21 protein-coding genes are annotated in these 24,616 nt (G+C 37.6%); 14 read left to right on the forward strand and 7 right to left on the reverse strand.

Annotated elements, in window-relative coordinates:
- Nucleotides 1-68: 68 nt before the first annotated feature.
- Nucleotides 69-983 carry a phytanoyl-CoA dioxygenase family protein gene (locus RRU94_RS02210; RefSeq protein ID WP_315691618.1) on the reverse strand — a complete coding sequence of 305 codons (915 nt, stop codon included), beginning with the start codon at nucleotides 981-983 and terminating at the stop codon, nucleotides 69-71.
- Between the two features lie 222 nt (nucleotides 984-1,205).
- Here RRU94_RS02210 and RRU94_RS02215 point away from each other — a divergent pair, with 222 nt between their 5' ends.
- The 3 genes from RRU94_RS02215 to yhfH (RRU94_RS02225) all read left to right on the forward strand — a co-directional run bounded on the left by RRU94_RS02215 (nucleotide 1,206) and on the right by yhfH (RRU94_RS02225) (nucleotide 3,407).
- Nucleotides 1,206-2,168, forward strand: coding sequence for a LacI family DNA-binding transcriptional regulator (locus tag RRU94_RS02215; protein WP_315691619.1), 963 nt, complete (start codon nucleotides 1,206-1,208; stop codon nucleotides 2,166-2,168).
- 910 nt (nucleotides 2,169-3,078) lie between these two features.
- Nucleotides 3,079-3,204, forward strand: a complete 126-nt coding sequence (yhfH, locus tag RRU94_RS02220) for a protein YhfH (protein WP_410492955.1) — start codon at nucleotides 3,079-3,081, stop codon at nucleotides 3,202-3,204.
- Nucleotides 3,205-3,281: 77 nt separating this feature from the next.
- On the forward strand, nucleotides 3,282-3,407 hold the full coding sequence (gene yhfH / locus RRU94_RS02225) for a protein YhfH (RefSeq protein ID WP_410492956.1): 126 nt from the start codon (nucleotides 3,282-3,284) through the stop codon (nucleotides 3,405-3,407).
- 257 nt (nucleotides 3,408-3,664) lie between these two features.
- Here the strand turns inward: yhfH (RRU94_RS02225) and RRU94_RS02230 are convergent, their stop codons facing one another.
- A complete protein-coding gene (locus RRU94_RS02230) occupies nucleotides 3,665-4,627 on the reverse strand; it encodes a LacI family DNA-binding transcriptional regulator (RefSeq protein ID WP_315691620.1) in 963 nt (320 codons plus the stop codon).
- Between the two features lie 418 nt (nucleotides 4,628-5,045).
- Between RRU94_RS02230 and RRU94_RS02235 the strand changes: the two genes are divergently transcribed.
- From RRU94_RS02235 to ptsG, 6 genes are all read left to right on the forward strand, one after another.
- Nucleotides 5,046-5,858, forward strand: a complete 813-nt coding sequence (locus tag RRU94_RS02235) for a Cof-type HAD-IIB family hydrolase (RefSeq protein WP_315691621.1) — start codon at nucleotides 5,046-5,048, stop codon at nucleotides 5,856-5,858.
- A 597-nt stretch (nucleotides 5,859-6,455) separates the two neighbouring features.
- Nucleotides 6,456-7,721 carry an MFS transporter gene (locus RRU94_RS02240; RefSeq protein WP_315691622.1) on the forward strand — a complete coding sequence of 422 codons (1,266 nt, stop codon included), beginning with the start codon at nucleotides 6,456-6,458 and terminating at the stop codon, nucleotides 7,719-7,721.
- Between the two features lie 101 nt (nucleotides 7,722-7,822).
- Nucleotides 7,823-8,785, forward strand: a complete 963-nt coding sequence (locus RRU94_RS02245) for an ROK family glucokinase (RefSeq protein ID WP_315691623.1) — start codon at nucleotides 7,823-7,825, stop codon at nucleotides 8,783-8,785.
- A 181-nt stretch (nucleotides 8,786-8,966) separates the two neighbouring features.
- Nucleotides 8,967-10,130 carry a Gfo/Idh/MocA family protein gene (locus RRU94_RS02250; protein WP_315691624.1) on the forward strand — a complete coding sequence of 388 codons (1,164 nt, stop codon included), beginning with the start codon at nucleotides 8,967-8,969 and terminating at the stop codon, nucleotides 10,128-10,130.
- A 419-nt stretch (nucleotides 10,131-10,549) separates the two neighbouring features.
- On the forward strand, nucleotides 10,550-11,470 hold the full coding sequence (locus tag RRU94_RS02255; RefSeq protein WP_315691625.1) for a phytanoyl-CoA dioxygenase family protein: 921 nt from the start codon (nucleotides 10,550-10,552) through the stop codon (nucleotides 11,468-11,470).
- Between the two features lie 704 nt (nucleotides 11,471-12,174).
- Entirely contained in the window at nucleotides 12,175-14,217 is a 2,043-nt protein-coding gene (ptsG, locus tag RRU94_RS02260) for a glucose-specific PTS transporter subunit IIBC (RefSeq protein WP_315691626.1), read from the forward strand.
- Between the two features lie 689 nt (nucleotides 14,218-14,906).
- On the opposite strand, the gene RRU94_RS02265 is transcribed toward ptsG, so the two are convergent.
- Entirely contained in the window at nucleotides 14,907-15,317 is a 411-nt protein-coding gene (locus RRU94_RS02265) for a YndM family protein (protein ID WP_315691627.1), read from the reverse strand.
- A 1,047-nt stretch (nucleotides 15,318-16,364) separates the two neighbouring features.
- Here RRU94_RS02265 and RRU94_RS02270 point away from each other — a divergent pair.
- Together RRU94_RS02270 and RRU94_RS02275 are read left to right on the forward strand one after the other, a co-directional pair.
- On the forward strand, nucleotides 16,365-17,189 hold the full coding sequence (locus tag RRU94_RS02270; protein ID WP_315691628.1) for an STAS domain-containing protein: 825 nt from the start codon (nucleotides 16,365-16,367) through the stop codon (nucleotides 17,187-17,189).
- Between the two features lie 88 nt (nucleotides 17,190-17,277).
- On the forward strand, nucleotides 17,278-17,487 hold the full coding sequence (locus RRU94_RS02275; protein WP_315691629.1) for a hypothetical protein: 210 nt from the start codon (nucleotides 17,278-17,280) through the stop codon (nucleotides 17,485-17,487).
- 55 nt (nucleotides 17,488-17,542) lie between these two features.
- Here RRU94_RS02275 and RRU94_RS02280 read toward each other — a convergent pair whose 3' ends face one another.
- Entirely contained in the window at nucleotides 17,543-17,806 is a 264-nt protein-coding gene (locus tag RRU94_RS02280) for a GNAT family N-acetyltransferase (protein WP_315691630.1), read from the reverse strand.
- A 418-nt stretch (nucleotides 17,807-18,224) separates the two neighbouring features.
- On the opposite strand from RRU94_RS02280, the gene RRU94_RS02285 reads away from it, so the two are divergent.
- Nucleotides 18,225-18,539 (forward strand): hypothetical protein, encoded by a 315-nt coding sequence (locus RRU94_RS02285; RefSeq protein ID WP_315691631.1) that lies wholly within the window; start codon nucleotides 18,225-18,227, stop codon nucleotides 18,537-18,539.
- An 82-nt stretch (nucleotides 18,540-18,621) separates the two neighbouring features.
- Nucleotides 18,622-19,647 (forward strand): helix-turn-helix domain-containing protein, encoded by a 1,026-nt coding sequence (locus tag RRU94_RS02290; protein WP_315691632.1) that lies wholly within the window; start codon nucleotides 18,622-18,624, stop codon nucleotides 19,645-19,647.
- A 141-nt stretch (nucleotides 19,648-19,788) separates the two neighbouring features.
- Here the strand turns inward: RRU94_RS02290 and RRU94_RS02295 are convergent, their stop codons facing one another.
- Nucleotides 19,789-21,207: a sugar porter family MFS transporter gene (locus RRU94_RS02295; RefSeq protein WP_410492967.1), complete on the reverse strand. Its 1,419-nt coding sequence runs from the start codon at nucleotides 21,205-21,207 to the stop codon at nucleotides 19,789-19,791.
- A 116-nt stretch (nucleotides 21,208-21,323) separates the two neighbouring features.
- Complete coding sequence (locus RRU94_RS02300; protein ID WP_315691634.1) at nucleotides 21,324-22,208, reverse strand: sugar phosphate isomerase/epimerase family protein; 885 nt, start codon at nucleotides 22,206-22,208, stop codon at nucleotides 21,324-21,326.
- Between the two features lie 106 nt (nucleotides 22,209-22,314).
- On the opposite strand from RRU94_RS02300, the gene RRU94_RS02305 reads away from it, so the two are divergent.
- Nucleotides 22,315-23,154 carry an AraC family transcriptional regulator gene (locus tag RRU94_RS02305; RefSeq protein ID WP_315691925.1) on the forward strand — a complete coding sequence of 280 codons (840 nt, stop codon included), beginning with the start codon at nucleotides 22,315-22,317 and terminating at the stop codon, nucleotides 23,152-23,154.
- On the opposite strand, the gene iolG is transcribed toward RRU94_RS02305, so the two are convergent.
- Nucleotides 23,139-24,188, reverse strand: coding sequence for an inositol 2-dehydrogenase (iolG, locus tag RRU94_RS02310; protein WP_315691635.1), 1,050 nt, complete (start codon nucleotides 24,186-24,188; stop codon nucleotides 23,139-23,141). The two genes, RRU94_RS02305 and iolG, sit on opposite strands and share 16 nt — an antisense overlap.
- Between the last annotated feature and the right edge of the window lie 428 nt (nucleotides 24,189-24,616).

A 24,616-nucleotide genomic window follows, 5' to 3' on the forward strand; every position in this document is an offset into this window, starting at 1 on the left:
GTCTATTTTAAAAGGGCTACTTAAAATATTTCATTTGAGTAGCCCCTTAAAATAAGTCATTTAAATTATCACCATTTTTTTAATCCAAGCAGTTTCTCCCCAAGTTCTGTCAGCTCTGCCCGCTCATATTTTTCCTGCTCCCAGTTGCGCGGATCACCCGGGAAAGCATCACCCGCTGGCGGGATCCGGTCTTTCCATGATTTGATTCTCGTTTCTTTCAGTTCTTCATTGTCTTCCTGCGCCGGGAACATGGAGATATACTGGGCAAGTCTCGGTTTATTCGAATGGTTGGCACGGATGCCGTGCGGCTGCATGGCATTAAAGATCAGCAGGTCTCCCGCTTCTGTGACTACTTTTGTCGGTGTATAGCCCGTTGTATCTGGTTTATATGGATCCCGGTCAACCGGCTGCGTTTTCACCCATTCAGGGAAGTCACGGTATAGTTCCGGAATACACTGGAACCCGCCCATGTCTTCGGTTGTATCTACCAGCGAAAGAACACCTTGGACATTTACTGGCAGCGGGTCAAGCGATGTATTTACATCCCAGTGAATAAATCCTTTGTATTCATGGTCCGGCTTGATCGGCATATTTAAGTTGCACCGGTCAATGCTCACCCATAATTTTTCTTGGCCCCAGATATCAACAAAGGCATCATATACTTTTTGATACATACGGTTATCCCATAAGTATTGATGATTATACAGCTCCACCATGCCAGTATTTTTCAATTCACTCATCTTGCTTTCTGCACGCGGCGGCGCGTACCAGGTGGAAGGATCATTAGGGTCCTTTTCTTCAAATTCCCAGATCAGGTTTTTCAGGCGTTCAATCTGGTCTTTTGGAACAGCATTTTTAATGACAACATAACCGTTTTCTTTCCAGAATCGAAAATCTTCTTCACTTAAAACACGTAATGGTTCATTGTTACGACGTTCATTTAAAGATTCCTGGATGACTAAAATGTTGTTTTTTTCGTTCATAATGCTTTCCCCCCGAAATTTGTAATAGTAATCAATTCAACCAAAGTTGTTACCGCTTACATATATGGTTGAACTTGTTGAAAACAGCTTAATTTGTGGTACGCATACCATGTCAAGATGTTTTTTTGAAAATTTTTTTATTGGTATTAAGAAAATGATCTTGTATACTTTCAAAATGAATACGCTTTCTTTGTTGAAAAGATTTTAGAAAGAGGTGTTGAAATGGTTAATATCAGGGATTTAGCAAAAATGGCAGGCGTCGGTACATCAACGGTCTCAAGAGTTCTCAATGATCATCCCTATGTTAGCGAAAAATCAAGGGAGGCTGTTTTAAAAGCAATTAAATCTACAAATTATCAAAAAAATATTAATGCCATTCACTTAAAAATGGGAAAAACATTTCTTATAGGTGTGGCACTCCCTTTTTTAAATCACCCTTATTTTGGGAAGTTATTAGAAGGTATTTCCGTGGAAGCAGAAAGAAATAATTATAAATTAGTTTTATTTCAAACGAATTATAAGGTCCAAAGAGAAACAGAAGTCTTAGAGATGTTAAAAGCGAAACAAATTGATGCCTTAATTATTTGTTCAAAAGAATGTGAGTGGGAGATGATCGAAAGTTATCGAGTTTATGGCCCGATTGTATTATGTGAAGACACGAGAAATCGAAATGTTTCTTCCGTTTTCATTGACCATTACGAGAACTTTTTAACTGCATTGGAGTATTTGTATGAAAAAGGCCACCAAAGAATTGGTTATTGCGTAGGTAGGAGAACTGGGACTAATAGTGAGATGAGAGAGGCAGCTTACCGAAATTTTTTGAAAAAGCATAACCAGCCTTTTTTTGATCCCTATATTTTTGAAGGCTGTTTATATCTAGAAGATGCTAAACGAATGATGGAAAAATTTTTAAAAATGAAAAATCCCCCTACTGCCCTGCTTGTCACAAGTGATCAGGTGGCTGCTGGTATTTTAAATATATGTAATCATCTTCAATTATCCGTTCCAGATGATCTAGCCATAGTGGGATTTGATAATCAGCCAATTGCAGAAATAATGAGTCTCACAACCTTCGAAATGCCGCTCTTTGAAATTGGACGCAAACTCTTTTTGTATACGCAAGAAAAAGATAAAGTATTTTATGAGGAAATGGAAGTGAAGCTTATTGAGCGCAACACAGTTTAGATCCTTGATGAATAAATATTGTACTGTTATGAGCCAAACAAATATGTTTTTCCTTGCAGTTTTCTCTACAGGGCTATTTCCTGCGTAATTATATGTAGCAGGGTCGAATACATCTTGGATTGTAAGGTTCAATGGATCAACAGACAAAATGCCCTCTCATATGATTTTGTGGGATTCACTCAACTGTTCCCTTTCATGTAGACAATTTAAAAGCTTAACCGGTTAACAGGTGACCAGCGAGTTATATCGAGGTCATCTTTTTTTTATTTAGGAAAAATACTATAAAATGTGATTTTCACTATAGCCAATTATCCGCTACGGCCCTTTATTGTAACAGCAGTTAAAAAAGAATCTTTTCGATCAATTAAAAAACATTTTAAATTTTTTTAAAAAATTTAAATGAAAACGCTTGACTTGAAATGCGTTTCATAAAATATCTTCTTATTACAAGGTCATCACTACTCTGTTGAAGAGCTAAAAAGTGAGTAACCTTTCATACATTTTTCTATTTTGGAGGTGAAAATATATAAATTAGATAAAACAATCAAAGGACTATGGATAATCAATAAATTTTGTGTTATCCCGGTAAACTTTTATAAATGCAAAACTTGCTGAGCGAGGGATGTTAAATGTTAACAGTCTGTGAAAAGCATATGAAAGAGGCAATAAGCTTACTCAATGTACCACATGTAACAAAATTGTCTCAAAGATATAAGGATTATAATTGTGCCTTCTGTGGTAATCCAGCTCACTATAAGTTGTTTTACAGCACACCTATAGAAAGCATTATATCTAAAATAAAAATTGATTCCTATGTTTCAGAGCTTTAAATAAGCCTAGGAAAAGTACAGTACTGGATTGAAATTTTGGACTTTAAAATCAATTATCAAAAAGACGGAGGGAAAACATAATGATGAAAGTTACGGAGTTTTTCAGAAATTTACCTGCTAAAAAATGTGCAGCATGCGGAAAGAAAGTTGAAGAACAGCATGATTGCTATGTTAATAAGTGCCACAAATGTCTTAAAGTTAATTAAGTTGTCTTAGTATTTAGATATACACTATTTTATTGTGTTGATTATAAAATTCAGTATAAAAATTGGAGGAAAATATAATGATGAAAGCAACAGAATTTTTCAGAAATTTACCTACTAAAAAGTGTGCAGCATGCGGAAAAAAAGTTGAAGAACAGCATGATTGCTACGTTAATAAGTGCCATAAGTGTCTCAAAGTGAGTTGAATCTTACTAAATAATTGCTGTATAGAAATTAATCTACCTATGATTAATCAAAATCTCTACTATCAAATGAGAGGGCTTTCTTAAAATAATGAACGAAGAAAAAGAGTTTAGGTGACCTTGTAAATCCGTTCAGGGAAAAACAAGGTCACCTAACTATTGCTTTATTTCTTTTCGGTTCTACCTACTACCTCTAGGAACATGGTAAAATACTTTCTACATACTCCCTCCTTCAATCTTTGATAATTCCTTAACCAGTATTATACTGTCCGTCTCTCAATTAACTTACCAGATACCTCTTCGTGTGAAACTGTATCGTTACTGAATGCCTGAATAAATAACTTGCGGCCAATTTCTACTAAAGGAATTTCAAATGTTGTGATGCCCATCATTTCTGCAATTGGCTGGTTATCAAATCCCACTATAGCTAAATCGTTTGGTATTGAGATATTTTCATTCTGGCAACAGGTTACAATACCAGCAGCCACTTGATCACTTGTTACTAGCAATGCTGATGGAGGGTCATTCATTTCTTTTATAGTTTGTATGACTTGTTCGCCATCTTCGAAATTTAAGCATTGATCAAAAATATAATCAGCATGAAAAGGCTTATTGATCTTCTTTAGGAAATCTCTATAAGCTTGTTCCCTTAACTTACTATTTGTTCCCGTTCTCCTGCCAATACAATAGCCAATCTTATTATGGCCTTTACTATTTATATATTCTAAAGCACTTGAAAAGCTTTTGTAGTGGTCAACGAACGTTGACGATACATTTTTTTGTCTTGTATCTTCACAGAGAACAATCGGACCATAAGGTACATACTCATCTATGGTTGACCAATTGCATATTCTGGAACATATGATTACAGCATCTATCTGCTTATGTTTTAACATGTCTAAAGCTTCTGTTTCCCTGCTTTCCTCGTAATTAGTTTGGAATAATACTAGCTTATAATTATGTTTTAAAGCTTCACTCGCTATTCCTTTAACTAATTGTGCAAAATAAGGGTGATCCGAAAAAGGGAGAACCACACCAATGAGAAACGTTTTCCCCTTTTTCAAATGAATCGCATTAATGTTTCTTTGATAATTGCTTTCCTTAACTGCCTTTAACACTGCTTCCCGTTTTTCTTTACTAACATATGGTTGATTATTCATTACACGGGAAACAGTTGTTACTGATACTCCAGCCATTTTCGCTATATCCTTTATATTCGCCATACAATTCACCACTTTCTAATATGTCTATAGCCGAGAATTCAGTTCGGCAATTTTTTATGGTTAAAGATGAAATAATTATAAAAACTAATTATTTATCTTTATCAGAGTCTTTCCTTCTACATTTCTCTTTATTCACAATAAAGGGTGAAATGCGTTTCATATCAAGCTATTTTTCAGACGCTGCTTAATTAAACATTTCAACTTAAGACCTGCCTAGCAAGGGGAAATAAAAAAATCAAATGAAGTAGCGGGAAAAATTCAGCATATTTTAAAAAAATTTAAGAGAAATTTTTAAAAAAAGCTTGCCATGAAATGCGTTTCATAAAATATTCTGGTCTTACAAAACCTAAGGATATAACTATCAAGAGAACACTAGCTATGTTTAGGTCACCTATATATTTAAATTGGAGGTAAATAAATGGAAAAAAAGATCGTTTTTCTTGATTTAGATGGGACGGTTTTGAATGAAGAGAAAGTAATACCAGAATCAACGAAAAAAGCAGTTCAGTTGCTTCAAGATAAAGGAATCTATACGGTGATTTCCACCGGTCGTGCTCCCCAAATGTTTGACTGGATCCTTAAAGAACTAAATATCGATTCATATGTTTGTATAAATGGTCAGTTTGTGGTGTTTGAAGGAAAAGAAATTTACTCAAATCCATTGGATCCCGAGATGCTGCATGATATAAACAATCTAGCAAAAAGCAAGGGCCATGCACTTGCTTACTGTAATCATCAGCATGTTAAAGCCAGCGAAGAAAACCACCCATTTATCTCGATTAGTTTTGAGACATTAAAAATGGATTACCCTATGGTTGATTCATACTTCTATAAACACTCCCCTGTTTACCAAGGTCATCTTTATTGTGACATTCATGATGCACAGGTTTATATTGAACGTTATCCAGAGTATAACTTTGTAAGATGGGATGAATATGCAGCGGATATTCTCCCGAAAGGATGTTCTAAAGCTATAGGAATTCAAAAGATTCTTGAAGCAGCGGGTGTGAAAAAGGAAAATAGTTATGCTTTCGGCGATGGATTGAATGACCTGGAAATGCTGACTTTAGTCGGGACAGGAATTGCTATGGGTAATGCAGTCCCTGAAGCTAAGGCAGCAGCAGATTTTATTACCACTTCTTGTTCAGAAGATGGAATTCTTAACGGCTTAATCAGTTTAGGTCTACTGGAAGAAGACCATAAAAATGAAATATTCAGTGTTGCCGAATAAGAACTTTATTTAAAAACTTATAAGTACACTTAACTAAGTGGTGTTCTATTTCTAACCACCATTGCACCTTTAACAGGAGGGCTAACTCATTTACAAAATGAATATAGCCCTCCTGTTATTTTTTACACAATAATGCTTGAAATTGATACATCACTATAAAAATCTAAAGATTAAAAAAATATTCTTGACCTGAAATGCTTTCCATAAAATAATCTATCCTTACCAAATCATCGCGTTGAAATGCTTTCCACGGGATATTCAGTAGATAAGTATGAGCAACAGTGATATCCAAAAAACGGAAGTCGAATACAACTTGGTTTGCAGTAATTGACATATAGGAGGTATAGGGCGTAAAAAGAGAAAACCTTGTTTCTAGATTAAATATAAACAAAATAATGAAGACTTGCAGAGGACAACTCCTCGTCATGAAATTTAAAAAGATTTTGTAACCGTTCTCTATCCAAAACATCACTTTAATAAAACAGAGTCAGGAGAAAATCAAACATAGAAATTTTAGAATTAATACTGCAATTTGAATAAACTACACTTTGTCATAGAAAAGAACTATTCTCTTAATTTTAAAAAGGAGTGTTAAAAATGCAACGTAGATCATTTATAGTTCCTCGCCTTTCAGCAATGATGTTTTTTCAATATTTTGTTTTAGGTTCATGGTTTGCAACGTTAGGTTTTGTCCTTAGTGAACACGGACTTTCATCTATCATTGGTACCGCTTACTCAATAGGTGGCATAGCTGCCATCATTTCCCCCATTTTCTTAGGGATGATTACTGACCGATTCTTTCCATCTCAAAAGGTCTTAGGCATAGTAAATATTCTGGGTGGAATTTTGTTATGGTTCCTTCCAACTCAGATCTACTCAGGTAATGCCACTGGTTTTCTATGGCTTATGTTCTTTTACATGTTATGTTACAACCCAACATACTCATTAACAAATAATGTAACTTTCCATAATGTTAAAGATTCTATGAGGACTTTCCCATTAATACGTGTATGTGGAACCATTGGATTTATAGCGGCGGGTCTATTAATTGGCAGCCTTGGTTATTCAGATAACCCACTCTCTCTTCAAATCGGTGCTGTTATATCCGTTTTCCTTGGATTGTATTGCTTTACATTACCGAATACACCAGCTCCCGCTAAAGGTAAACCATTCTCAGCGCGCGACTTATTATGTTTAGATGCACTGAGTCTACTAAAAGACCGTTACTATTTAATCTTTATTATCTGTACAGTTCTACTGTTTATAGATCATGCTGCATATATCTCATTCACTTCAGTATTTCTTGGTGACTTGGGAATTAACAACGTATCATCCGTTTTAACAATTGGCCAGGTATCAGAAATTGTATTTATGCTGTTAATTCCTCTATGTTTCCGGTTTTTAGGATTCAAATATATGTTTTTATTAGGAATGCTTGCATGGGTAGTGCGGATGTCATTGTTTGTAATAACTGGACCTGAATCTGTTGCACCTCTTGTGTTTATTGCTATTGCTTTACATGGATTATGTTGGGACTTCTTCTTCGTGACAGGATATATCTATACCGACAAAGTAGCTGGTGAAAAAACAAGAAGCCAAGCACAAGGGTTATTAATCATGTTTACACAAGGTATTGGTATGTTCGTTGGCTCCTTTATTGCAGGAAATCTATTTAATCAGACAGTCACGGAACAAGGAGCGGCTGCTCTTTCTCAATGGAAAATTTTCTGGATGTACCCTGCAGTTATTGCATTAGTAGTTACTGTATTTTTCTTTATCTTCTTTAAGGATAAATTTAAGGAAATAATGCAACCTACTAAAAATAATGAAGAAGTAAAGGAATCAGAACGATTACAAGCTTAATAAGTTTCTAAAAGTTTTAACACTTTAATAAAGTAACGCACAATACATTTTTGGAATGGGCACTAGTTTAAAATTAAAATTCAAATAAGGATGGACAAGTTATGTATGAAAAATGGTTAGTGGGTGTTGATTTGGGAGGCACCACTATTAAAATAGCGTTTATTAGTCAACACGGTGAGATAATTTACAAATGGGAAATTCCAACAAATACAAAAGAAAAAGGTCAGCATATCCCAACCGATATAGCTAAGTCTATTGATCAAACATTAAATAAGTTGAACCAAAATAAAAGCAAATTAATTGGCATTGGCATTGGGGCGCCAGGTCCAGTTAACTTTAGAAATGGCTCCATTGATGTAGCAGTTAATTTAGGCTGGAAAAACTTTCATCTAAAAGATCTACTAGAAATGGAAACGTCCTTACCTGTCGTGGTAGAAAATGACGCTAATGCAGCGGCAATCGGAGAAATGTGGAAAGGTGCCGGTGAAGGAGCTAAGGATTTACTATGCATTACATTAGGAACAGGTGTAGGCGGTGGAATCATTTCTAACGGCGAAATTGTACATGGCATTAATGGAGCTGGTGGTGAAATTGGGCATATCACCTCTGTTGCAGAGGGCGGCGCGCCATGTAACTGTGGAAAAAAAGGATGTCTGGAGACAATAGCATCTGCTACAGGCATTGTTCGACTAGCCATCCAAGAATTGTCCTCTACCTCTATTCCGAGTGTACTAAGAGAAGTTTATAATGAGCATCAAACATTGTCTTCCAAACAAGTAATAGAGGCAGTGAGCCAAGATGATGAGATAGCGAAGAAAGTAATGGAGAACGTTACTTTTCATTTAGGAATAGCGTTAGCGAACCTTGCAAATGGGCTAAATCCTGAAAAAATTGTTATTGGCGGCGGTGTTTCAAAAGCAGGAAATATTTTATTAGATCCCTTAAAAAAGCATTTTGCCCATTTTGCCTTTCCAAGAGCATTACAAGGGGTAGAATTGGCGATTGCATCATTAGGAAATGATGCTGGTGTTATTGGGAATGCTTGGCTGGTGAAAAAAAGCTGATCCATCTTCATGAGACACTTACTTTTAATTGATAGAATAACGAACTTAAATAATGATAAGTAAAAAAAGCATGTTTCTTAAGAATCTAGTGAGAAAACATTAGATTTCACAGCCATTTAGATATGCATAGCAGCATTTGATCTCCTATAAAAAAGTGAGCGAAAGAGGGAAAGAGGGAAAAATGGAAAAAATAAAAAGCGGTATCATTGGGACTGGTTTTATAGGCCCTACTCATATTGAAGCAATAAGACGCCTTGGATTTGTTGAAGTAATTGGACTGGCAGGACACAACAAAGATACTACCGAAAAAAAAGCAGCTGAACTGGGCATATCTAAAGTTTATGAACATTACCGTGATATGCTGCAAGACAGTGAAATACAAGTAGTGCACAATTGTACACCAAACCATCTTCATTTTGAAATTAATAAAGAAATTATATTAGAGGGCAAGCATGTTTTATCAGAAAAGCCTTTAGCCATATCTTGTAAGGAATCATCAGAATTATTGGCGTTAGCAAAAAAGCAGAATATAGTACATGGCGTGAATTTCAATTACAGGCAGTTCCCTATTATTAAGCAGCTAAAAGCGATGATTGCAAACGAGGAACTAGGTAAGGTGAATTTAGTTCACGGAAGTTATTTGCAGGACTGGCTATTGTTCGATACGGACTTTAGTTGGCGTCTAACCGCTGAGACAGGAGGAAAATCAAGAGCTGTAGCGGATATTGGATCTCATTGGTGTGATACTGTTCAATATGTATTAGGCAAAAAAATTGTAGAAGTATTTGCGGATTTGGCAACTGTCATACCAGTTAGAAAGAAGCCTGTATCGAATATATCAACTTTTGGGGCACATAAAGCACAGGATGAAGTATATGAAGATATAACAATTGATACAGAAGATTACGCATCAGTTCTTGTACGCTTTGATGATGGAACAAGGGGAGCATTTACGGTTTCACAAGTAAGTGCAGGACGAAAAAACAAACTGGAATTTGAAATTAATGGGAGTCAGCATTCTGCCTGCTGGAATCAGGAAGAACCCGAAAAATTATGGATCGGACACCGAGATAAAGCGAATGAGATTCTCTTGGCAGATCCTTCATTATTTGTTCCAGAAGCTAGAGATTCCATTCATCATCCTGGTGGACACAATGAAGGATGGCCAGATGCTTTAAAAAATATGATGAATAATTTTTATACTTATATTCTTGAAGAGAAGCTTCCTTCAAGTGATAGAGCCAATTTTGCAACATTTGAAGATGGGCACCTGTCAATGTGCATTACTGAAGCAATTTTAGAAAGTCACAAAAAGCAAAAATGGGTAAAAGTCCAAGATCATTAAGAGGAATTTGGCAAAAAAAGCAAAGGAATAATCTACTGTTCTAGTGGCTATAAATTTCTTTTATCGAGAAACTTACTCATCAATAAAGGGGCGTCTTTTATTTAATAAAAGACGCCCCTTTATGATTTTGTTTTACTTTGTATAAATATGTACACTAACAAACATGATGCAATTAGTTAAGTAGCAGACGTACATTCTAAAACATATTTTTTAACTTGCCACTAATAATTGTAAGCGCATTAAGATCATAAATTAAATGTATTTGCTGAATAATCCCCTTTTACAAAACACATTTTATAACAATTTTAAATTTTTGAAAAAAATATTAAAAATACACTTGACCTGAAATGCGTTCCATAAAATATCCTATTATAGAAAGAACCACACACAATCTTTAAACTTGATAGGAGGATTTGAAAATGGAAAAAACAAAAGTAAATAATATACTTGAAATTGATATTCCATTGAATGAACGTCCGAATAACGAGCCTTTACGAGTTTTAACGGAAGAGGAATTTAAGTTTTGGAAAGAAAATGGCTATGTGGTCGTTCGCAATGTGGTTCCGAAAGAATACATCGACCGCACGGTTAACCTGATTTGGGAATTTGAAGAAAAGGATCCTAAAGACCCTTCAACTTGGTACACGAAGCCCCTTCGTGAGCACCAGATGCCAGAGCTTCGCGGAGCTGGAATGGTAGAACTCTATAATCACCAGTACTTCTGGGATAACCGTTCTTACCAGAAAGTCTATGATGCGTTTGTTGATATCTGGGGAACGGAAAAGCTGTGGACCAGCATTGACCGGTGCAACCTGAGCTTCCCAAGTAAACCAGGCTTTGAATTTGAAGGGTTTATCCACTGGGACGGAGATACTTCTTTAGATCCACTGCCAGTAAACGTCCAGGGAATTCTTTTCCTAACAGATACAAATGTAGAAAACGGCGACTTGAATGTGATTCCTGAGCTGTACCGTGATTTCCCTGAATGGGTGAAAACACAGCCTGCAGACCGGGATCCGTACCATCCAGACTACACAGGCTACACGCCAACGCCGGTAACACTGAATGCAGGTGACCTGCTTATCTTCCACGTGATGCAGCCTCACGGCCTGCGCAAGAACACATCTGATACACCGAACATCCACCAGTACATCTCCATGTTCCCGGCTCAGGAACACAATGAAGAACTGAAAGAGTGGAGAATTAAACAATGGAAAGACAGAGAGATTCCAGAAGGAATTGCCTTCCTGGGAGACCCTCGCAACTGGGAAAAAGAAAAATATGAGCGTGCGGAATTGAATGAGCTGGGTGAAAAACTGCTCGGCCTCAAGAAGTGGTAAGATAACTTTCTTTCTATCTTTATACTCATGTAGCATTACTGTTTTCTAATGACCTTCAGATAAAAAAATATATCAAGTTGTTAAGTTGTTTATTGTAGCCTACCCATTAAGAAAATAATTAAGTGTTTGATTGTAACCTACCCCTTAAAGAACCTGTTAATTATTTTCTAATGGCCTACCCGCCATAAAATGACTAAGCTATCTAATGAACAGGAGAATCCGCTTTCTTTGTGGCTAGAGAGCGGATTCTCTTTTTGCATTTAAAATAAACTAAATGAAACAACTGATCGTATAAAAATTTTTCTTGTTATGAAATGCATTTCATACTTTAGACTAAATTCGCTAAGTAAGTAGAAGCATAAATCGAAGAATTGAGACCTCGGATAAATTTTTATTCTCAAAGCAAGTTTCTTTGTTACACCAACTTTATATAAAAATATTCTTTTATGTCTAAAATTAAGGTGGTGAATAGAAGGTTCTTTGATGGAAGTTAAAAGTCTAATTCATTATGCTAAACGGAATATATATGAAGTTTTCTTATAACTATTATTTATCCAAAAAGAATTTAAACTAATATGAAAAAATTCAGTTGTACAAATAGAAACTTATATTTGATCACATAGATTGCTTTTCCGTGGCTCTTTCCTTTTTGCTTTTAAATATGTATACACACTTACTAGTAATATCTAATTGGGAGGATCCAAATGTTTAAAAAAATATTTGGCGTATTACAGCAAATTGGTAAAGCATTAATGCTGCCAGTTGCTCTATTGCCTGCAGCGGGTTTATTACTTGGTTTTGGGAATGCTTTTCAACAAGATACACTTTTAAATTACCTTCCCTTCTTAAGAGCAGATAATATTCAATTAATTGCAAATGTAATGGAAGACGCAGGTAATATCATATTCAGTAACTTAGCTCTTATTTTTGCCATCGGGGTAGCCATAGGTTTAGCAGGAGACGGTGCTGCGGGGCTTGCTGCTCTTGTTGGATATTTAGTATTAAATCAGGTAATGAGCTCATGGGCTGGTATTACAGCAGAAAAACTTTCTGAGAATCCTGGTTATGCCAGTGTATTAGGGATTCCTACATTACAGACAGGTGTATTCGGAGGTATTATTGTAGGTCTCATCGCTTCTTACTGTTATAAACGTTTTCACAATATTGAAATGCCTTCATTTCTTGGTTTCTTTGCAGGAAAACGTTTTGTCCCTATTGTTACGGCAGCAGTCTCTTTCGTAGCAGGGTTACTTCTACTGATTGTATGGCCGCCAATACAAAATGGCATGAATACGATTTCTCTCTATTTAATTAATGAGGGCTTATATGCTGCTGTATTTTTCTTTGGCTTCATAAAAAGATTATTGATTCCATTTGGACTGCATCATATTTTCCATGCTCCGTTCTGGTATGAAATTGGTTCTTATACAACAGCGGCTGGTACAGTCGTTCGCGGGGATATGACGATCTTCTTTGCTCAATTAAAAGAAGGCGTAGAAATTACAGCTGGACACTTCATGGCTGGTGAATATCCAATCATGATGTTTGGCTTGCCTGCAGCTGCATTAGCAATGTACCATGCAGCACGGCCAGAAAAGAAAAAGCTTGTAGCAGGTTTATTAGGTTCAGCAGCTTTGACCTCCTTCTTAACAGGTATTACTGAACCTCTTGAATTCTCATTTATGTTTGTATCTCCAATCTTATTTGTTACGCATGCTGTGCTGGATGGATTGTCCTTTGTTTTGATGACATTGCTTGATGTTAATATTGGCTATACGTTCTCAGGCGGTGCTATTGATTTCGTTCTATTTGGAATTTTACCAGGCGAAGAGCCATGGTGGATTGCGATTTTATTGGGAATTGCTTTTGCGTTTATTTATTACTTCTTGTTCCGCTTTATGATTAAAAAGTTTAACTTAATGACACCAGGACGAGAAGCAGAAGAGTTAGATAAACAGCAAAAAGATTCAAAATCGAATAGTAATCTTGCCTACAATATTCTTGAAGCAATGGGCGGACAAACAAATATTTCTCATTTAGATGCTTGTATTACGCGGCTTCGTGTCTCTGTTAATGACATAAAAAATGTGGACAAAGCCGAATTGAAAAAGCTTGGTGCTGCTGGCGTGCTTGAAGTAGGTAATAATATTCAAGCGATTTTTGGTCCGCGTTCTGAAACGATTAAAGGGCAAATGCAAGATATCATTAGCGGGAAAACTCCTCGTCCAACAGAAGGAAATATCACAACAAAGAAAGCACAGCCTGTTACAGAAGAAAGTTCTAGTACATTAAATGATGTGTTTGTTTCGCCAATGAAAGGTGAACTCAAACCCATTTCACAAGTACCTGATGCAGTCTTTGCGGAAAAAATGATGGGCGACGGCTTTGCTATTATTCCATCTGAAGGAACAGTAGTGTCACCTGTAGACGGAGTAATACTGAATATATTCCCTACAAAGCATGCAATAGGAATCAGAACTCATTCGGGAACAGAGCTTTTAATTCACGTCGGAATTAATACGGTTAATTTAAAAGGTCAAGGATTTGAAACTTTGGTTTCAGAGAACGACCATGTTAAAATAGGGCAGCCTTTGTTAAAAGTAGATTTAGAATATATTAAAGAAAATGCTACTTCAATAATAACGCCTGTAGTTTTCACAAATTTGTTAGAAGGTGAATCTTTAATTATCAATAAAGAAGGTAATGTTGAGTTAAAAGAAGAAAACATTATAACCATTTCTAAATAAAGATATAGAGCTACTGTTCTGAAAAGGTTATTTTTATCACATACTAAAGAGCTTCTTATTTGAGTATGATAAATAAGAAGCTCTTTTATTTACATTAATCATCAGTTTTATTCAACTGTAACAAGCTACCAATATATTTTCGTTTTCTAGAAAGGTTCTTCTTTTTTGTAAAAGTAAAGTTTGATTTTTTTAAAAACTAATCCCTTCAAGACAGAATCAACATCTTTTGTGTCGAGTTTCTTCTATTGTATATACTTTCCCAGCGCATCATCTTTCCATTGGTGAACCACATGCTGTTCCCGCTCCATAATCTTCTGCAAATAGATCATTGTCATCTCGATTTTTTCATGGCCCAATGCTCTCATAATGGCATACACTGGAGAGTCTACACTTTATTATATCGGGGATCGAAGATACTTTGAGCTACATAGAAGGGATGGATCACATAGGTTAACACCTGACTATTCCATCGAGATGGGCAAACGCAGCATGAAGCCTGGATATTTCGTGCTCAATCTGCCAGTGTTTAAAAAAGGATTATCAGCAAGACCAGTGAAAAAACCCGTCGAAAGTTCTCGAACGGGTTACTTCGTTGTTCTATTTAGGTTTTTATTGATTAGCTTGTAAAATGAAAGAATAGAATCTCTTATAATGATGTGTGCCACCAAAAGAATCTCCTACTTTACATGTTATTCAACACGAGAGTGAGCACGTTTTTCATCAAATACATGTCTATCAAGATATTTATGGAATAACCATTCACCAACTGCAATAGCAATTGCTGAGATAAAAGAAGCTGCTAGAACATCTCCATCATTAATAAATAGTGATTTGCCCATAAGCCAAACGACAAAGAATGCTAATACTGCATCTAATACAGTCGCAATACCATTTCTCTTGGAGTGATCTGCATGACGTTCACGATCGTCACCTGCTTTACGGAATACGAGCAAATCCCCAACTACATAAGCGAGAATGGTAAGAACAGCACTGATAAGGAGCGTGTCACTGAACTCTCCGTCGTAAATTCCAGTAAGTACAATCCCAAGTACGACTGCGACCATCACAAATTTAATAATAAGTGCTTTTACATGATCCATGTTCATTTCCTCCTTTTTCTTTGATGCTCAATTAATACCCGAAATAGAAATAATAAACACCTGCTTTTTTAACATCTATGGTATGGGAAAATCTTTTAAGATTAACTTTTCATTTTTCTGTACTTTTTTACACACAATAAGCTGCATGTAACCAACCTTTCCGAATGGTCTTACGCAAGTATGAGCCGAGTCTTTTACCTTTTTCGTGCTGGAAGTGCTTAAGTTATTCCCAATGGTAAAGTTGCATACGGAATATGCCGACTTGTTCTGCAATTTCTGGATGGTTTACGCAAGATAATATCGTTCATCTAGCGGCGGCCTGTTTACTCGTTCTACCCTACATTTTTTCCTCCGTTTAGTACCACTGTTAATTTTAATGCGTGTAGTATCAATGTTTAAATGTTTATATGTTGGTAAATTTTTTCTTTTTGTAGTTTACCTTCTTATAACCAGGGTAAATAAATAATGTGGTAACCACACCACCTCCTGATGATTCTTTGTTTGCTACATATCGATTACTAGTTGCTCTTTGCTGCGGATCTTGCCGCGGCCTTTTTTATGCATAGCGCCCATCGCAGCATTATTTTTGCTCTGTTGTGTATAGTTTTGTTAAGCGGATAATGCTGAGCATAGTTTTCAAGTACCATCCAGCCTCTCATTACTCTTTTCTTGCTGCGGATGATATACTGCTGCTTTATATATATGGTTTGATTTACTGATAGAATGGGTAACAAATAAACCATGTAGCTAAGGGACACCTCATCATCAGCCCTGAAAAGTTACATAACTCCATGCCATTTGCCACGGATTCGCTTCCGTGGCTTCTTTATGCCGTCAAATCCAACTCCTCGATGTATGTTCTTAACAACGCCTCTCTCGCTTTGGACTAAAAGTTATCACTATTTATCAGCAATTTTTAAGCATTAATTTGCAACACATTCCATAAGGTAAAATTTACCGAGACATGAAATGTTCATTTTCTTATTTGATGTGATTTAATAAAAATGAGCAATGACTTTTTAAACACCTACAAAGGGAGAAGGCAAAATGGAAAAAACGTTTGATGATTATTCATTTAAATTTCAAGAATTTCTCCAAAAAAACAGCCAGAAGTTTGAAGAGAAATTATTGTTAGAGGCTGTCAATGTAAGAGACAAAATTGATGAAATTCTGTCCATTGGCAATATTGACCTTGTTAATAATGCTCATAAGCTGGTTGTTTATATTATTAACAGGCAAGAAAAAGAAGTTGAATTGTTTGCCAAACAGGAAGGGATCGCATGGGCGACCCATTCCCTTACTTTATCCTTTAAACTAGAATGGGTACAGGCCATCCGCAGAACGATATGGAATTTTATCGAACAGTATAACGGCTTAACCGGTGAACAGATAACGCCAAATTTTTTTCATTTAGAGAAAGAAATTAATAATCAAGTAGATGCGTTTCTAAATGCCTTTTTTATTAATTACTCTACATATAAGGATTCTTTGATTAAAGCACAAAGAAAGCTGGTTGAAAATCTATCTGTTCCTATTATTCCAATCAACACTTCTGTCTGTATCCTGCCTGTGATTGGTTCGGTTGATACGTTCCGGACATCTATCCTTGAGGAAAAGGTTTTAACCGAAATTGAGGCATCACGTATCCAGACTTTGATCATGGATTTATCCGGAATCGCAGATATGGAATCCCAGGTCATTGATCATTTAACAAAAATTATTGATGGTGCTTCCCTGATGGGATGTCACACAGTTATTACAGGTTTGAGAGCAGACGTAGTACGAAAAATGATCCATAAAGGACTCTCATTTGGTCCTGATACAGAAACACTAGGTACACTGCAGCAAGCATTAAAAGAATATTTAATATAACAGCCGGGGGTTTGGATACCCTAACACAACAATCAGCCTTTTATCAGGAACATATGTGGAAACTTATCTTAGAAGGCTGATGAAGATTATGAACGCTGAATATATGCTTGGGAATATCTTTAAGTCCGAAGTGGTTGAAAATCATTATAAGAATTCTCAACAAGATCCGGTCGACGCGTTTGCTTTTGATTTTTGGCAAAACACTAAGTATGTTTATTGTAGCGTAGATGCACCGGTCGGCCAGCCTGTTCAAGTCAACGAAGAGCAAATGGATAAAGCTTTGCCAAAAATACAATAATCGAAGCGGAAGCCCTGTACATAATGTGCAGGGCTTTTATATATAAATAGAACTTTCACTTTGGAGAAAAAGGATTATCTATAATATACGTTCCTGTCTGCACTGCTATTTTGGCCAGAAATTCTTTTAACTCCTCACCAACACCCTTGTCCTGGTAATGCGGCTGAGCAAATACCTCTCCTATATATCCATGCATTAATCCAACGATGATTAAACTGGCATGTGCAATTAAATTACCCTGATTGTCCCAAGCCTCTACCCTAATAGCCGAAGTGTCATCCTCTGTAGAAACGAGTTTAGAAGAAATCTGATAGCTCAAAGGTGTCCTCTTTCCTATTCGAAGAAATTTTATCCATTATTTCCGTTTATTTTAAGATATATTATGAGGTGTCAAGACACCTAAAATCAATAAGTTTTTCTTCGTTTATCTATCAGATTTACATCTTTGAACAATCTACATTTCACAATTCTTAACACTTATTTCAAAAAACACAGACTTTGTTTCAATACTTATATATAATTTAATTTATATATGATAAATACCTAAATTAAAATAATCAAATTGTATGTCTTTATTTAAAATGATAAAATTATATTAATCATTAAAATACAAGATAAAAAAATAGATACTTAATTTTTAAAATAAGAAAAGAAAATCATTAATATACACATACGTAATGAAATAAGAAGGGATAAAGAAAGGAAGTAATTGAATGATGGAGTGGACTCTTTCTTGATTGATCCATTATAAGGAAGAGGAAAAGGATGAAGCAGCATCCAGTCGTCAAATTGATCTTTTTGGAGAGCCGCAGGCTGTTTGCGGATTTTTTCTACAGGATGTGTTGGTGAACCGATTTGAAGAGAAACAACATTTAATGATCAAGGAAGTTTTACTGGAAATGATAAGTGATGTAGGTGCATGTGATTTGCGTAAACCTACGTGGAAGTTCGCAAAGCATAAAAAAACAGCCAGGCGGGGACCTGACTGTATAAGCCGCTTTCATGTTCAGGAGTTAGGGTATTTTAAGCGATGCAGTAACAGTATGAACTAAAGTTAATCCAGCCATACGCATAACATACAAAATCGTGTAAGGATACGTACATAGATACTTTTTTAAAGGATGGATAAAACCCATGCAAATAAACCAGGAAAAATATTATTCAACAAAGGAAGTCGCAGAGATGATTGGCCGCTCTGTTTCCACAGTTCACGCCTACGTCCAAGAAGGAAAGCTAAAACCTGTGGAGGATCCGTGGGGAGGCCATCAAGGGCTTCTTTTTTCTAGCAATGAGATTGAACGGCTCATTGAAACCATGCCTAAAACACCGGAAGGATTAACGTTAAACCAGGCGGCAGAATACCTGCAGACGAACCGAAACTTTATTGTCGCCTATATTAAAGAAGGGATTCTTCCCGCTTCTGAAGGACAGGTAAAAGGGCGAACTATTCCTCTTATTCAAGAAAGCGACCTAAAAGAATTCAGTGAGCTGCACGAAAAGAAAATTTGGGAAGACCGGCTTTCACAGCGGCAATATTACAATAAAAAGGCTAAAGAAGCTGTGTACCAGCGCTTTTCTTCCCCCTCCATTCCCGAAGCAAGACTTATGCGCCAAGGTTTAGGGGATTGGTACTTTATTGTTCCGGGAACGGATGATACTTTTAGCTATATGGAAGGCATCTATACACATAGGTTAAGACCTGACTACTCCATTGAGATGGGCAAGCGCAGTACAAAGCCTGGATATGCGGTGCTCAATCTGCCAGCAGTCTACTCCCTCACCTATCAAGTGATGGATCTGCTTTATCAGCAGGTTCCTGTGGCGAATCTATATATGGAACGCTTAAAGGACCGATGGGTGATTCATATGAAAGATGCGCGATTAAATGGTGTTTCGGTTGAGTTAGCTGATTTCATTAAACGTTCTGCCAAACAAGGGCGTGTGCGGTATGTTCCAGAATATGAGGCACTTAGCATTGAATCAGAGGAGGAATTGCTGTCGGTTTCCCTTTCGGTCGATATTAAGGATTGGCTTCGCAAGAAAGGGGAACAGACCGGCAAGAGTATGCAGGATATTGCGTCAGAAATTCTTGAGGAAGTGTATCAACGCGATCAAGCTAAAAACAGAAATAATATCGATAATTTCCCAGCATTTAGTTAAGCGGGCGACTAATTCACCCAAGTTGGTTCTTTATTTTTACATGATATGATTGCTATTATTTAATTCTTGTTTCATTATTAAACAAGTGAAAAACCTTTGATGAAAGCTATGTGGGTGAAAAACCACATAGCTTTTTAGTAATTAAATCGCACTTTTGTGTTCACTTTTTTTGTTTTGGGATCTAAAAAGTGCTTCCAGCTGCTCAAGCGATTTTCCTTTTGTTTCCGGTAAAAATTTGTGTACAAATGTAATAGCACCAATTCCTAACACAGCAAAAATAAAAAACGTGATTGACAATCCGACGGCACTAAGAAGGATTGGGAACAAGAAACCAACAAGAAAGTTTGCTACCCATAAACAAAACACGCTGACACCCAGGCCGATTCCACGTACCTTTAATGGAAATATTTCTGCCAGCATCAGCCAGGTTACCGGTGAAATAGCACCTTGCTGAAAAGCAAGAAATGTCACTGTCATTGCCAGGACAGTAAATGGGAGTGCTGGTGACCCTTCCAGGAGAAAAGAGAAAATTCCAATTAACATCAATGCGGTAGTGGTAACGATTAACCCCGTAATAAGCATCGGACGGCGGCCGACTTTTCCTAGCAGCCAAATACCAACGAAAGTAGCTAAAACAGAAATGATACCGTTTGCAACATTACCGACAAGTGCTGCATTGGTTGAAAATCCTGACTGCTGAAGAATTTGTGTACCGTAGTACATAATCGAGTTCACGCCTGTAACTTGCTGTACAATCCCAATCCCGATTCCGATCAACACAATGCGGCGAACCCAAGGCACACTTAAGTCCCGAAGCGTAGCTTGTTTAATGCCTGTTTTCTGATCAAGACTGTCCTGAATTTCTTTAAATTCAGATTGAGCTTGATCTTGTGCACGGATTTCTTCTAAAACACGAAGAGTTTCTCCCAGTTTGCCTTTTGAGGCAAGCCAGCGCGGACTTTCGGGTACTACCATCATTCCAAACCATAGGAAAACAGCCGGAAGTGAGGCAATCACTAACATATAGCGCCAAACATGAGCTGTCTCTTCACCCATTGTAGTACCAAGAATCGCATTAAATACAAACGCTAGCAGCTGCCCAGTTACAATCATTAATTCGTTCTGGGTCACGATTCTTCCCCGATGCTTGGCAGGAGACATTTCCGCTAAGAAAGCAGGTACCATGACAGAAGCAGCGCCGACAGCCAAACCTAATACGAATCGGAACCCGATCATAGCTTCGGCAGATGGTGCAAAAGTACATCCAAGTGTGCCTAAAAGAAACAGGATCGCAAGATTAAGAATCATCCTCCGCCGGCCAAAACGATCCGATAAACTTCCACCGAATACAGCCCCAAAAGCAGCGCCGAATAAAAGAGAGCTTGTTACAAGACCTTCGGTGACTGGAGATAAATTCAGCTGGTCTTCCCTTCCCATATAGGGTAAAGCTCCGTTGATTACTCCCGTATCATATCCGAAAAGAAGTCCGCCAAATGTAGAGATGATCGTAATCTTCTTTAAAGTTTTTTTATGATCACGCGATTTTTCAATTACTTGCATACTCATGTCTTACCTCCTCAGAAACCCGCTTAATGATAACGTTTTCAAACTATGTAAGAAAAATTAAATATCTTAGAATCAGCGGCTTGAAGAGCCGCCGAACTATGATACTATCATTAAAAAAATGAAAGTGACGGCTGATTCCAGTATTTTTCAACATGGGAACGCGTAACCTCTGCAGCAGTGCGAACATTTTCTTCCTGTGTTAGCTCGTAATAATCTGGACGGAACACTTCAACGGTGCAGCAGCCGCCTTCAAATCCAATTTTTTTAAGTGTATCAGCATAACGTTTGTGATCAAGGCAGCCGCGCGGATCACCTGGCCATAGCCGCTTTTCATCGTTGTTGTATGGTGCGCCGCAAGGCATATCTTCCATGTCGTTCAAATGCCATACGAAGATTTTTTTCCCGTCTGCTTTTTCCAGCGCTGCCCACTCAGATGCCATTGCATGGAAATGATATTGATCGAGCGTAACGCCGACAAGTGGTGAATTAACCTCTTCTACAATTGCATACGCGTCTTCAAAACGATTGATTGTCATACCCGGGCTGCCGCAGAATTCAATAGACAGCTTGATGCCATGAGGCTCTACTTTTTGAACCATTTCTTTTAAAACCGCTACCGCATCCGCGCGAATTTCAGCTCTCGTTGCGGGAACTGTAATATTCTCCGTCGGAACAACGACAATCATTTTGCAGTCCAAAATCAAGCAGCGCCGAATCATTTCGTCCAGCTCTCCCATTACTGCATCTTTTTCCTGCTGGGTTTGCTTCATGTTAAAAAACTTCAAAGCATTATAGGACAGCATGCTAAGATGATGCGTCTTAAACCAATTGCCTAACTGCTCAATGGTATACTTTCCGGCTGAAAGATCGCGGTCGAGACATTCCGATTGAATGTCAATGTAATCAAACCCGTACTTCTCACATAATTCCAGATCTTTTAGGACCGAATGATCCTTGCAAAAACGATCGCACCCTTCGTTGAATCCAATTTTCATTTTATTTTCCTCCTATTTATGATTTATAATGATGTGACTAGCAACGTAAAGGAAGTGTTCTACCATCATTCCCTACTTTTCTTTTAAATGTGACGATACAAGCGGCATCGCTTTAGAAGTATTTCATGCAGCCAAATCGGTCCCTGTTCATCGGCATGATTTTCAAGAATTTGTGCTGATTACAAAAGGTTCATGCATTCATCAATTCAAAAATATTTCAATGCCTTTGATTCCCGGGGATGTATTTCTCATCCCGCCGCATCAAGAACATGCTTATGTAATTGAAACGCCTGTTTGCATGTACAACTGCCAGTTTTATCCGGAACAAATTGCTGATTGGTGGGATAAACAATTTAGCGGACTGCTCAGCGAACTTACTGAACCGGAAACAACCAATCCGGTTTCTCCTGCCGATTTAAACCGCCAGCACATCATCCATTTATCGGCACCGGACGCTGAACGTGTTCAAATGATGATGGACATTATACTCCATGAACAAACGGAGCAAAACTTCGCTTTCGAACAAGTAAAGCAAGATTACCTAAATTTAATTCTCATAATTATTTCTCGAGCGCGTTTGCGCCAGTTTGCCGCATTACCTGAGCGAGAAACGCTCCGCCCTGACATTATTGCTGGTGCTCAAAAATTTATTGAGGACAACCTGAAAGAAAACATTGATTTTTCTCATTATGCCCGCCTGCATAACATCAGTCCCGGCTATTTCCGTACCATATTTAAATCAGCGACCGGGCTACCACCAGTTGAATATCTCAACCGCTTACGCATAGTCCGAGCAATTGAATACTTAAAAGACGAAACATTATCTATCAGTGACGTCTCTGCCGCCGTCGGAATTTATGATCTCAATTATTTTTCTCGGTTGTTCCGAAAAATCATTGGTTACTCACCACGTGAATTTCGAACTCAAGCTTATAAAGTAACGTAAGAGGAAGACTTATATCCCTCAATTTCAGATATTTTCACGCTGCGCCCTTCATCTAGAGAACGTTTAGCAGCTTTGGCGATCAACACTGGCATCAGACCATCAATGCCCTGCACGGGTGTTTCAGTATCGTCTAGAATTGCTGTGGCAAAAGCCTGGGCTTCTGCAATAAAAGCCTGGTTGTATCGTTCTAAGAAGAACCATTGAGGTTTGGCACAAATGACACTGTCAGGCGTACTGATAGTGGCCGTGTTGTCAAGAACGTTAGCAACCTGCACGCAGCCACCCGCACAATGTACTTCCGTGCGCTGGTCGTAGCCATAACCTGCGCGGCGGCTATTATCAATAACACCAAGTGCGCCATTAGCAAACTTCAGCATCACAATAGCCGTGTCTACATCATCATAGTTTTTAAATTGGTCATCAATGAGTACGTCGCCATAAGCGGTAACCTCGGTAACTTCGCTGCGTGATAGGTAACGAACCATATCAAAATCATGGATCATCATATCCATGAAGAGACCGCCGGATCCTTCAACATACGACATTGGCGGCTGCTCCGGATCACGGGAAGTGACTTTGACGATATGCGGTGCGCCCAGTTTTCCAGAAGCTACTGTGTCATGGACCATTTTGTGGTTATAATCAAAGCGGCGTACAAAGCCTACCTGCAGTTTTACGCCTGCTTTTTCCACAGCGGCTAATGCTTCGCAAATAACAGCAACATCATAATGAATAGGCTTTTCACAAAAAATATGTTTGCCTGCTTCGGCTGCTTGAATAATATAATCTGCATGAGTGTCTGTAGCAGAACAAATAAATACTGCGTCAATCGACGGATTTGCAAAAATTGCCTCTGCACTCTTATAACAATTTTCTACTCCTAGACTGCTTGCCCAAGCATACGTTGTATCATTAAAAAATGGATCTGCAATAGCAACCAGTTCTGCATTTGGAACAAATCTTACTAAATTTTCGCCGTGCAGTTGGCCAATTCGTCCCGCGCCAATCAATCCAATTCGTACTTTTTTATTCATATTTCAAACTCCCTAAACGATTTTTGTTTACGCTTACAATATAGCACGTACGTGAATCCGTCTAATAGAAGAAAATAACCAGGTATTAGCACAAAACGCATATTTCAGAAAGATTCCATTATGCCCTCCTCTTAAATATTCAATTTTATTGCTAAACTATGACAACTTACTACTTGTTTGGTAACGATACGAACAGCTAAACAAACAAGAAAGGGTCTTATGATTGTCGATGAAATAGTCGACAATCATAAGACCCTGATATCTGTAGACGAACCAAAATTCCACTGACGCTTATATCAAAGAAGGCATTCTTCCCGCTTCAGAAGGGCAGGTAAAAGGGCGAACGATTCCGCTAATTAAAGAAAGCGATCTAAAAGAATTCAGCGAGCTGCATGAAAAGAAAATTTGGGAAGACCGGCTCTCCCAGC

Source organism: Domibacillus sp. DTU_2020_1001157_1_SI_ALB_TIR_016 (assembly GCF_032341995.1).
Lineage (GTDB): Bacteria > Bacillota > Bacilli > Bacillales > Domibacillaceae > Domibacillus > Domibacillus indicus_A.